6 protein-coding genes and 2 pseudogenes are annotated in these 10,254 nt (G+C 69.5%); 6 read left to right on the top strand and 2 right to left on the bottom strand.

Features of this window, described 5'->3' with window-relative positions:
- Window positions 1-199 (bottom strand): annotated as a pseudogene (locus IEZ19_RS52365) (protein kinase family protein); the annotation flags it as partial.
- A 222-nt stretch (window positions 200-421) separates the two neighbouring features.
- On the opposite strand from IEZ19_RS52365, the gene IEZ19_RS48190 reads away from it, so the two are divergent.
- The 4 genes from IEZ19_RS48190 to IEZ19_RS54070 all read left to right on the top strand — a co-directional run bounded on the left by IEZ19_RS48190 (window position 422) and on the right by IEZ19_RS54070 (window position 7,847).
- Complete coding sequence (locus IEZ19_RS48190; protein ID WP_189317706.1) at window positions 422-841, top strand: effector-associated constant component EACC1; 420 nt, start codon at window positions 422-424, stop codon at window positions 839-841.
- On the top strand, window positions 838-5,292 hold the full coding sequence (locus IEZ19_RS48195) for a caspase, EACC1-associated type (protein WP_189317707.1): 4,455 nt from the start codon (window positions 838-840) through the stop codon (window positions 5,290-5,292). The genes IEZ19_RS48190 and IEZ19_RS48195 overlap by 4 nt, the downstream gene beginning before the upstream one ends.
- A gap of 1,611 nt (window positions 5,293-6,903) precedes the next feature.
- Window positions 6,904-7,341, top strand: a complete 438-nt coding sequence (locus IEZ19_RS54065; protein ID WP_373297185.1) for a hypothetical protein — start codon at window positions 6,904-6,906, stop codon at window positions 7,339-7,341.
- The gene (locus IEZ19_RS54070) at window positions 7,314-7,847 is read left to right on the top strand and encodes an MFS transporter (protein WP_373297186.1); all 534 of its coding nucleotides are present in this window, start codon (window positions 7,314-7,316) and stop codon (window positions 7,845-7,847) included. The genes IEZ19_RS54065 and IEZ19_RS54070 overlap by 28 nt, the downstream gene beginning before the upstream one ends.
- A gap of 29 nt (window positions 7,848-7,876) precedes the next feature.
- On the opposite strand, the gene IEZ19_RS48205 is transcribed toward IEZ19_RS54070, so the two are convergent.
- Complete coding sequence (locus IEZ19_RS48205; RefSeq protein WP_189317709.1) at window positions 7,877-8,953, bottom strand: 1-aminocyclopropane-1-carboxylate deaminase/D-cysteine desulfhydrase; 1,077 nt, start codon at window positions 8,951-8,953, stop codon at window positions 7,877-7,879.
- A gap of 76 nt (window positions 8,954-9,029) precedes the next feature.
- Here IEZ19_RS48205 and IEZ19_RS48210 point away from each other — a divergent pair, with 76 nt between their 5' ends.
- Both IEZ19_RS48210 and IEZ19_RS52370 read left to right on the top strand, forming a co-directional pair.
- On the top strand, window positions 9,030-9,959 hold the full coding sequence (locus tag IEZ19_RS48210) for a LysR family transcriptional regulator (RefSeq protein ID WP_189317710.1): 930 nt from the start codon (window positions 9,030-9,032) through the stop codon (window positions 9,957-9,959).
- Between the two features lie 66 nt (window positions 9,960-10,025).
- Window positions 10,026-10,254, top strand: a pseudogene (locus tag IEZ19_RS52370) (protein kinase family protein); the annotation flags it as partial.

Here is a 10,254-nt window from a genome sequence, read left to right on the forward strand (position 1 = left end):
ACCGCACATTCTCCGGGCGTAATTCGGTGTCCGTCAAAGGGATCCGCTTGACGAAGACGCGCGTTCCGTTGATGTCCAACTCTGCCGACCTGCCGCCGATGCCCGACCCGAGCGGGGTAACGGCTGCCACGACCTCCCCGAGCCGGTGGTCGCTCAGCAAGGAGAGCTGAGTACTCACGGTTCCGCAGCTCGTCGTCAGTGACCGGGATGACCTGCGTCTTGGTCAGTTCATAGCCCTTGCCGATCTCGGAGTTCGCGACCTCGCGGGTGACGGGCAGATTGCCGAGTTGGTGGCCCGGGCCCGTCCCGGCCCGTCTTGGCTGGGATCCGGTTCAGCGGGGCCCGGTGTAGGGGATGATGCCGGTGGTGGTGATCGACGGGCCGTCCCGCCCGGAGAACGCTGCCGAAGGAGCCGGATGGCGTGAACATCGGCGAGGGCGGTATGCGAATAGTCCTGACAGTGCGCGATGATGCGGGAGCGGAGAACGGCGCGGCCGCGCTGAGGAGTTGGCTGACCGACGTGCCCCAGCTCAGGGGCCGGATCGGGCGGGAGGACGAGTCGGGGCCGCCCGGCACCATGGGCGCGGCGACCGACGCCCTGGTCGCCGTCCTGGAGCCGGGGGGTGTGGCAGTCGCGTTCGCCGGTGCCCTGGTCGCGTGGGTGCAGAGCCGGCGCAGCAGCCACACCGTCGACGTGACGCGTCCCGACGGGACCAGGATCGTCATCTCCTCCCGCCAGGCCCGCACTATGAGCCTGCAGGAGGCGGCCGACCTGGCCGAACGCCTGGCAGGCCCGGACGGGGAGGGCGGTGGCCCGATCACCCCGGAGCACGGCGGATGACGGGGGGTGATCTCGCCTCGGGCGGTGCCCGCGCCGTCCTCGTCGGCACCGGTAGCCACACCCCCGGCTCCGAACTCGAGGACCTGCCCGCAGTCGACGCCACACTCGACGGACTCCGCAGCACGCTGCTCACGGTGTGCGGAATGGACCCCGCCCACGTCACCCGCGTGCCGGCCGGGGCCGGTCCGGCGCAGGTCGTCGCGGCGGTCGAAGAGGCCGTCGCCGAGGCGCGGGACGGGCCGGTGCTGTTCTGCCACGTCGGGCACGGGCTGCTGGGCCCGGGGGATGAGTTGTACCTCGCCACCCGCGGCGCCCGGTCCGCCCGCCACATCGCGGAGGCAGTCGCCTACCGCACCGTGCGCGGTCTGCTGGGTGAGGCACCGCAGGGCAGCCTTGTCGTGCTTGACTGCTGCTTCTCCGGCGTGGCGGAGGCGCCCCCGGCGGGAGGCGGCCACCGCGCCCCCTTCGCAACCGCCAGACCGAAGGGCAGCTTCCTGCTCACCTCCGCGTCGCATTACGCCCCCTCCTTCGCACCCGAAGGGGAGCCGCACACCCTGTTCACCGGACGCCTGCTGAGGCTGCTCGACGAGGGCGACCCGGCCGGGCCGCTCCTGCTGACCGCGGACCGGCTGCACCTCGCACTGGACCGGGAGTTCGCCGACGATCCCCGGGTTCACCCGGCCCGCCGCAGCGACGGGACGCTGGGCTCGCTCGTCATCGCCCGCAACCGTGCCTACCGGGTGGGCCGGCCACCGAGCCGGGACGACGAGCCGCCCGCGGACGTGCCCTGCCCCTATCCGGGGCTGAAGCCGTTCCACACCGAGGACAGCGCCTACTTCTTCGGCCGTGAAGAGCTCACCAAACGCCTCGTCGCGATGCTGGGGCCGGACGAGTACGACGGTCCGGTGATGCTGGTCGGCAGCTCGGGTGCCGGGAAGTCCTCCCTCCTGCGTGCGGGCCTGCTGGGCGGCCGCGGGCCCCACCGCACGGCGCTGCAGCCCGCGCAGTACCTCCCCGCCCCCGGCGCCCGGCCGATGCGCAACCTCACGGAGCTGTGGGCAGAGGCGACGGGGCGGGAAGCGGAGGAGGTGCGTGCCGCACTGGACGCCGGGTGGTTCCCCGGGCCCCGGCCCGGTCGCAACACGTGCCGCCTGCTCGTTGTCGACCAGTTCGAGGAGGTCTTCACTCGCTGCCGGGACCCGCAGGAGCGCACCGCGTTCATCAGCCTCCTCACCGGCGCCGAACCCGGCGCCGGGCAGGACCCGGACCCCCGGGCCGGTACGCGGCCCCGCGTCGTCCTCGGGCTGCGTGCCGACCACTACGGCGGCTGCCTCGACCATCCCGGCCTCGAAATCGCCCTGGCCAAGGCCCAACTCGCCGTCCCGCCGCTCCGGGAACCGGAACTCCGTGCCGCGGTGGAGAGCCCCGCAACGGCCGTCGGCCTCCTCCTGGAACCCGGACTGACCGACCGGCTCATGCAGGACCTGCGGGAAGGCCGTTCCCCCGACGAAACCGCAGGAGCCCTCCCGTTCCTCGCGCACGCCCTTGGCGAGACCTGGCTGCGGCGCCGCGGAGTCACCCTCACTCTCGCCGGATACCAGGCCACCGGCGGGATCTGGGAGTCCGTGGCCGTCACCACCAAGGCACTCTACGAGTCGCTGGACGGCGAAGGCCAGTCCGCGATGCGCGAGTTGCTCCTGCGCCTGGTGTACCTCCCGCCGGATGGGGGCGCGGCCGTCGTACGCCACCAGGTGTCGCTCGCCGAACTGCCGCCGGGCACCGAGGACATCCGCGACCAGCTGCTGGCGAAGCGCCTGCTGACCGCGGGCCAGGGCACCGTGCAGATCGCCCACGAGTCGCTACTTCGGACCTGGCCCCGGCTGCGGCAGTGGATCGAGGAGAACACCGCCACCCTGATGCTGCGCCAGCAGCTCACCATTGCCGCCGCGGAGTGGGACGAGGCGGGCCGCGACGCCACGTACCTCTACCGGGGCAGTCGACTGCAGGCCGCCGCCGACCTCGCTCGGGCCAGGCAACTCCCGATACTTGAAAGGGAGTTCGTGGCGGTCGCGCAGGAGGTGGCCGAGGAGGAGGCGCAGCGCGAGCGGCGCCGGGTCCGGGTCCTGCGCCGTGTGCTCGCCGGCCTCGCCGGCGCCCTGTGCCTGACGCTGCTGGCCGCCGCCCTCGCCTTCCACGAACAGCGCACCGCCGAGGCGCAGCAGCGGGCAGCCACCGCCCGAGCCTTGCTGGCGGAGGCCGACAGCCTCAGGGCCGACGACCCTCGCACCGCCCTGAGACTGGGGCTTGCCGCACACGCCCTCCACCCCGGGGCCGAAACTCGCCACTCGCTGTTCACCACCCTGGCCAGAAACCCGTTCCGGGGCCTTTCCGAGCTGACGCAGTCGCAAGTCAGCCTGGGCAGCCCAGCGTTCACCGCCGACGCGGGTACGCTGGCCATCGCGCAGCCGGACGACGGCGTCGTGTCAGTGTGGAACACGGGCGGCTACTCCGTGTCGCACACCCCCTTGGCCACGCTGCCGTGCCGGACCTCCGCCAAACAGGTCCAGGCGCCCGCCTTCGGCGGGCCGCACGACCGGCTGCTCGCATCCACCTGCGGTGCTGGCGGCGTGGACCTTTGGGACGTCTCCGGCGTACGCAAGGGAGCGGCACCCCACCTGGCCACCCTGCACACGAAGGGCATGCCCGGCGCGCCCGAGGCGGTGGCCGTCAGCCGGGACGGGCGCCTGCTGGCCGTCACCTTCTCGTCCCGCTACGTCGGGCAGGGGGCCATGGCGCTCTGGGATCTCCACAACCCGCACCACCCGCGGCAGTTGTCCACCGTCAAGGACACGGACGGCGACAAGGACCTGCTGGAGAGCGACGCCGTCAGGTTCAGCCCTGACGGCCGCCATCTCGTCACTGCCGGTTCGAGCCTGCGGATATGGGACGTCTCCGACCCCGCTCGGCCGTGGCCCCAGGGGCTCGTGGACAGGACCACCGAGACGGTCGCCTTCAGCCCCGACGGCGACCTGATCGCCGTCGGCGACTTCTGGAACGATCGTACGGTCAAGCTGATCGACGCCACCTCACCGGGCAAACCCAAGGTGCTCAGCGAGAACTCGCAGACGGACCGGGTCGAGTCCCTCGTCTTCTCCCCGAACGGCCGGACCCTGGCCAGTGGGGGTGCCGATCACCGCGTCGTCCTCTGGGACGTCGGCAAACCGGAGGCCATGTCCTCCGATACCACCCTGACCGGGCAGAACTGGCCCGTCGACGCGGTGGCGTTCACTGCCGACGGCTCCGCACTAATGTCGCTGAGCAGTATCGGAGACGAAGTCGTCCGCTGGGACATGGCCCAGGTGCGGCAACCCGCGGTGCTGAAGGTGCTGCCCTCGGCTAGTGACCTCGCCGTGGCGCACGGCGGCACGCTGCTCGCGGCCGCGAGGGGCACTACGCTCAGCCTGTGGAGCCTGTCGGACCCGGCGGCACCCCGCCGACTCGCCACCCCCACCGCGCCCCGGCACGCGGACCGAAGCGAGGACCTCCTCGCGGACATCGCCCTCAACACGGACGGCACCCTCCTTGCGGGTGTCACCGTCGGCGGCCAAGTCATCCTCTGGGACACCACCCGTCCCAGCCGCCCCCGCGTAGTCGGCATGCTGCCGGCCGACGACAACCTACTGACGGCCTCACTCGCCTTCGCGCCCCACCGGCCCCTGCTCGCCCTGGGCGCGGGCCCCCGGATCCGCATGTGGGACGTCAGCGACCCCGCCCACCCCAGGGAACGCGCCCACACGGACAAAGGCGTGTCCTCCGTCGTCGGCGACCACGTCTCCTTCACTCCGGACGGAAGCCGCCTCCTCTTCGGCGGAACCGCCCTGTGGGACTACGCCTCCGGAAAGCTGAAACGACCGCCCGTGCAGGAACAACTCGGAAACAACGGGATCGGCGTCACCTCTCCTGACGGAAGCCTGGTAGCGGCCGCGCCCACCATGGTGTTCTCGCCGAGCGGCTGGTCTGGTGTGCAGCTGTGGAGAGTCAGCGGCGATGGGGAACCGCGGGCCGCCGGCTCGGTGGAGATACCGGGGCCCGACACCCCGGACTTCAACCAGCTGGCCTTCAACCCCGACGGGGCACTGCTCGCGAGTGCCGCCGAGGACGGCACCGTGCGACTGTGGGCCGTCGCCACCCCCGGACAGCCCTACCTGGCACACACCCTCAACGGCTTTCCCGACGAGGTGGACGACGTGGTCATGGTCGGCCCGCACGGCCGGACCCTGATCGCCACGAGCGGGGGAAACGCCTTCATCCTGGACCTGGGTGACTTCCCGCAGATCGCCGCAGAGCCCCTCGGCACGGCCTGCAGAGCCGCTGGCGGAGGCTTCGACCGAGAGGACTGGAAGAAGCGGGTACCCGACATCGACTTCCACCGGACCTGCCCGAAGAGCTGAGTCGGTACGGGTCTTCGAACTTGAGCGGTGCGTCCCGTCAGGTGCGCTGACTGTTCGTCACGGTGTGTGTATGACGGGACTGGCCCCTGGACGCAGGGCGCCCGTGGTCCTGAGTGATCATTTCTGTTCTCTACGCAGAAGGATCATTGGGGAGCCACGGGCTTGGTCAACGATACGACGTTGCTGCTCGGTCTTGACGGGGTGTCCGTCGTGCGAGTCGAGTCGCTGACCGACGGGACGCGTCGGGTGCACCTGGTCACGGCGGATGAGACGGCGCGGGCCTGCCCGTCCTGCGGGTCTTGACCTCCCGGGTGAAGGGACCGGCAATCACCCTGCCGCGGGATCTGCCCTACGGGGAGCGGGGGCTGGAGTTCTTGTGGCACATCCGGGGCGGCCGAGGATCGCAACTACGCGGCGACCACGGAGGCGTGGCAGCGCCGGGCCCGTGGCGGTCGCCCTCCGGGGCGGCCGAGGATCTACGCGCGGGTGGCGGTCGCCCTCCGGGGCGATCGAGGATCGCAACGGGGAGACGTTCAAGACCAGCGGCGGCGCCATCGCGGGTGGCGGTCGTCCTTCGGGGCGGCCGAGGATCGCAACGACCACGCGATGGGGCACCGGGTCATCGGCTCCGGGTGTGGTGGTCGCCCTCCGGGCCGGCCGAGGATCGCAACACCGTCACCCTCGTCCAGACGGCGATGCCGCTGCTGGTGGCGGTCGCCCACCGATCCACCTACACGGGACGCTACTCCGGTATCGGCGTGGTGGTTGTCCTCCGGGGTGGCCGAGGATCGCAACTCCGTGCCCAAGTCGGCACGGCCCCGTATGGTCTCCAGCTGCGCTCTCCCGCGCACTGTTGTACATGCAGCAGTGCCCCGGACGGAGGGCAAGTCCAGGGCACTGTACTTCAGTTCAGGCTCGGCCGGTCAGTGGTGTGTCTGGAACCAGACAACGGCCGCGCTGACGGCGCAGCTGCCGAGGCTGTACGAGGCCCCCCGCAGCATCTGCCGGTACACGGTCCGGCCCTGACGCTTGGGCCATTCGCGTAGCGAGCGCGCTGTCCGGCGCAGCCACCTGCCCGGGGACGGTAAGTCCTTGTTAGGCTGACTCACAGTGTTCCTTCCTTTGGGGTGAGGTACACGGAAGTCTCCTTCTGCTGATCATGAACGGGACTTTGCGCAGAGCCCGGCCGAACCTTGAGGTGTCCAGTCACGAGGTTGGTGCGGGCTCTCGGCATGACTACCTTGGATTCTGAGGCGCATGTGGCCTCTAGGTTGACACATGGCGTGTCAAACGGCCTAGGCCATTTGAATCGAAGGTTTCTGATGGGCCGTGCTCACGTAATCACACAGGGTAGGGAACGCTTGCCTGCAAATGCGTACGCCCGTCCTGCGCCCCGTGACGTGACTCTCACGAGCGCGGACGCCTGCGTCCCTGGCCTTCTACGCCCACTCCACGCCCAACTTCCGCGAGTGCGGGCGCGCTGCTGCTGCTCGCCTCGCCGGACGCCCAGGCCGACGCCCTTCCCCGGCCGTCGCCTGCCTACTGGTCGGCAACACCACCGCGATCAGGGCCGCCACACGCCTGATAGACACCACGGTCAGCAGCCACAACGTGTCAACCCTGCTCGCCGACCTCACCCGCCGCCCGGACTGCGCCGACGTCCTGCACGCCCTGATCCTGCTGGCCGATCACCTCGATCGACACGGCAGCCCCATCGACTACGCACGTCGCCGAGCCCTGTTCGGCACGCGCACCTGCTTCGTCGCGCTGGCGGACTGGCTGCACCTGGAGCGCCGCCTGCGCGCGAACCACACCCCCGACATCGCGCACGCCCAACGCTGGATCTTCCACACCCTGACTGGGTCGCCCCCGCATCTGGCGCACCCGGCCATCGCACCCGTCACTGCGGCCCAACGCCAGCAGTACAAACGGTTTCGCTGGCGCTCGGTGATCTTCTGTCGGAAGCCGCTTTCAGCGGTGCGACCGGAGTCGGGCTGCTGTTCAATTTCGGTCTCTACGGCGTGCTGTTCTGCATCACCATTTTTCTGAAGCGCACGCTGCGCCAGTCCGCCGCGGTCACCGGCGTGGCACTGTTGCCGCTGACCGCGGTGACCGCGCTCGGCGCCCTGTTCTCCGGTCGCGTCACCAGCAGGTTCGGCCCCCGGCTGCCCATGGCGCTCGGGCTGTCCGGCGGGCTGCTCGGCACGTGCCTGCTGGCCGCCTGCGGCGACCACTCGGGGACGGTGGCGCTGGCGGTCTTCGGCGCGATCACGGGCTGTGTCGGCCTGTGCATGCCCGCGATGACCGGGGTCGCGCTGGCCGGGCTCCGGCCGCAGCGGACCGGACTCGGCGCCGCTACCTTCAACGCCGCGCGCCAGGCCGGGGGAGCGCTCGGCATCGCCCTGCTCGGCAGCACCGCGTTGCAGCGGCCCGGTGCGGCAGGCCCGGACCTGCCACACCTGCGGCTGCCCATGATCCTCGCCGCTACCGGCTACCTGATCGCCGTCATCGTCACCCTCACCGCGATCGGTGGCCCCACAAGGCGACCTCGGTGATCACCGATCGTGACTGATAGGTTGCGGGCTCAGTCGGCGATGTGGCCGACGACTTGGGGAATTTCGAACAGGTTGCCGGTGTCTCCGGTGTGCAGGAACGCGACGTTGCTGTCGACGGGGATCCGCCCGCTGCGGGCGTGGTCGAGCAATCCTGCGAGTCCCTTGCCGGTGTAGACGGGGCCGACGAAGACGCCCTCTGCTCGGGCCAGCTCGCGGATGGCTGCTGTGCTTTCGGCGGAAGCGACGGCGTATTCCTCGCCGATGAAGCGCTGGTCGATGTCGATCTCGGCGCGGATCGTCGCGTCGTCGGGTACGGGCGCGCCCAAGGTGGCCAGGACCGCCTTGGTCCGTTCGACAATCACGCCGGGGTTCATCCGGTCTCCGTCGTTGAACCTCTGGATGGAGATCGACCGGAACTTCACCGAGTGTCCCAGACTCAGCTTGGCCGCCAGCATCCCCGGCAGCGCGGTCCCGGTGCCGATCGTGTGGTAAACGTAGTCCAGCTCGACCCCTGCGGCATCGGACTGTTCAAGCATCTCCCGGAGTGTCAGGGCGTGCGCGATGAAGCCGTCGGGGTGCGCACCACCGGTCCCGACAACGAGGACCTCGTGCCCCTGCGCTTCAAGTTCGGCCTTGCGCACCGCGATGGCGTCGGTGATTCGCGCGGCCTCGTCCGGAGAATGCCAGACGTTGCCGCTGACGTTGATGACGTGGGTTTCGACACCCATCGTCTTGTTGAGCAGATAGTTGCCGCGAAACTCGCCGAGCTCACCATGCCGGGGCACGTTCCGCGTCAGAACCAGGATCGGCGTGATTCCTACGTTCAGGCAGGCGGCGGCGAACTGCAGGCCCGAGTTGGTCAGGTATTCGCCCTGGGTGATGACGTGTGTCACTCCGTTCTCGAGGGCCCGCCCCAGGATGAACTCGGCCAGGCGCATCTTGCTCCCGCTGATCGCACTAGGTCCTGCCAGGTCCTCGCGCTTCATCAAGAGGTTGATCCCGTACGCCGCCGACAGGTTGGACAAGGCGTGGAAAGGAGTGGGGTAGAACCCGACCCGGCATCGGGGGAGTTTGTTGATCGCGGTGTCGAATTGCGTGAAGTCCATGCGTCTAGCGTCGGCCACGCCTCTGGATTAGCACAAGCAATGATCTCTTCTTGGTCGATAAGCTATCCTTAACTTCATGTCTTGGTTGTTCGATCCGCGGCATCTGGTGACCCTTGCGGCTGTCGTGCGGCTCGGCTCGTTCGCCGCTGCCGCAGAGGAGCTGGGCTACACCCAGTCCGCGGTCTCGCAGCAGGTTGCGGAACTGGAACGACGGGTCGGTGCGCGAGTCGTGGTCCGGCGGCCCGTTCGTGCGACCGAGGCCGGGCAGGTCCTTCTCGACACCGAGGCCGCGATCAGCGTGTCGATGAGTCGCGCTGCCACCGAGCTCGCGGCGCTCGCGGACGGAACCGGCGGCGAGGTGCGGCTCGGCGCGTTCATCTCGGCGGCAGCCTCCATCGTCCCTCCCGCGCTCGCACGCCTGCGTGCGACCCATCCGGCAGTTCACATCACACTCCGCGAACTTGAGCAGCGCGAAACGCATGCGCTGCTGTTCCGGGGAGAGATCGACCTGGCCATCACCTTCGACTACGAACACGCTCCCGGGCCGCTGCCCGCCGGGCTCATGCAAGAGCACCTCATGGACGATCCGATCATGGTCGTCCTTCCCGTCGGTCATCCCCTGGCCGGAGCTGACAGTGTCACCCCAGCCGACCTTCCGTCGGACGCATGGATCAACACCGCGGTCGACGTCCGCGACTTGGCAGCGTCACCCGTCGACCGCGACCGGGGAAGCGGACATCGTTTGGACTTCGATGGCATGGACTTCCGCACTGCGCTCAATCTCGTCGCGGCGGGTCTCGGCGTCGCGCTGCTGCCGCGGTTGTTGCTGTTGGACGCTCCGCCGAGCGTCGTGGTTCTGCCCATGCGGCAGCCCACACTCGTCCGTCGTCTCTACACCTGCCGGCTCGATACGAGAGGCGTGACCGCATCGATCAGGCGGCTGGAGATGTACCTGCGGGAGGCAGTGGCGGAACTGTCAACTACCCGGGAATTCATTCCCGGGTAGTTGACCGTGAGGTCGTGCCGTACGTGGGATTGCCGAAGCTCTGGTTCGGGCACCGAGGAGCCTTCGATGCGGGACCAGGATTTGCTGCGCGCCGCGCGCCTGGCTGATTACGGGACCGTGAGCACTCGACTCTCCTTGCTGAGCGACCACCGGCTCGGGGAGGTCGTGGCAGCCGTTACCCCGCTCGGGTCGGGCATCGGCGGCAGGTCGGCAGAGTTGGACATCAACGGAACGTGCGTCTTCGTCAAGCGGATCCCTTTGACGGACACCGAATTACGCCCGGAGAATGTGCGGT

It is taken from the genome of Streptomyces brasiliensis (assembly GCF_014647875.1).
Taxonomy (GTDB): Bacteria; Actinomycetota; Actinomycetes; order Streptomycetales; family Streptomycetaceae; genus Streptomyces; species Streptomyces brasiliensis.

What these genes read in the sequence shown, in the direction of transcription:
- IEZ19_RS48210 (WP_189317710.1), top strand. Translation starts at nt 9,030, where the DNA reads ATGTCTTGGTTGTTCGATCCGCGGCATCTGGTGACCCTTGCGGCTGTC.
- IEZ19_RS48195 (WP_189317707.1), top strand. Translation starts at nt 838, where the DNA reads ATGACGGGGGGTGATCTCGCCTCGGGCGGTGCCCGCGCCGTCCTCGTC.
- IEZ19_RS48205 (WP_189317709.1), bottom strand. Translation starts at nt 8,953, where the DNA reads ATGGACTTCACGCAATTCGACACCGCGATCAACAAACTCCCCCGATGC.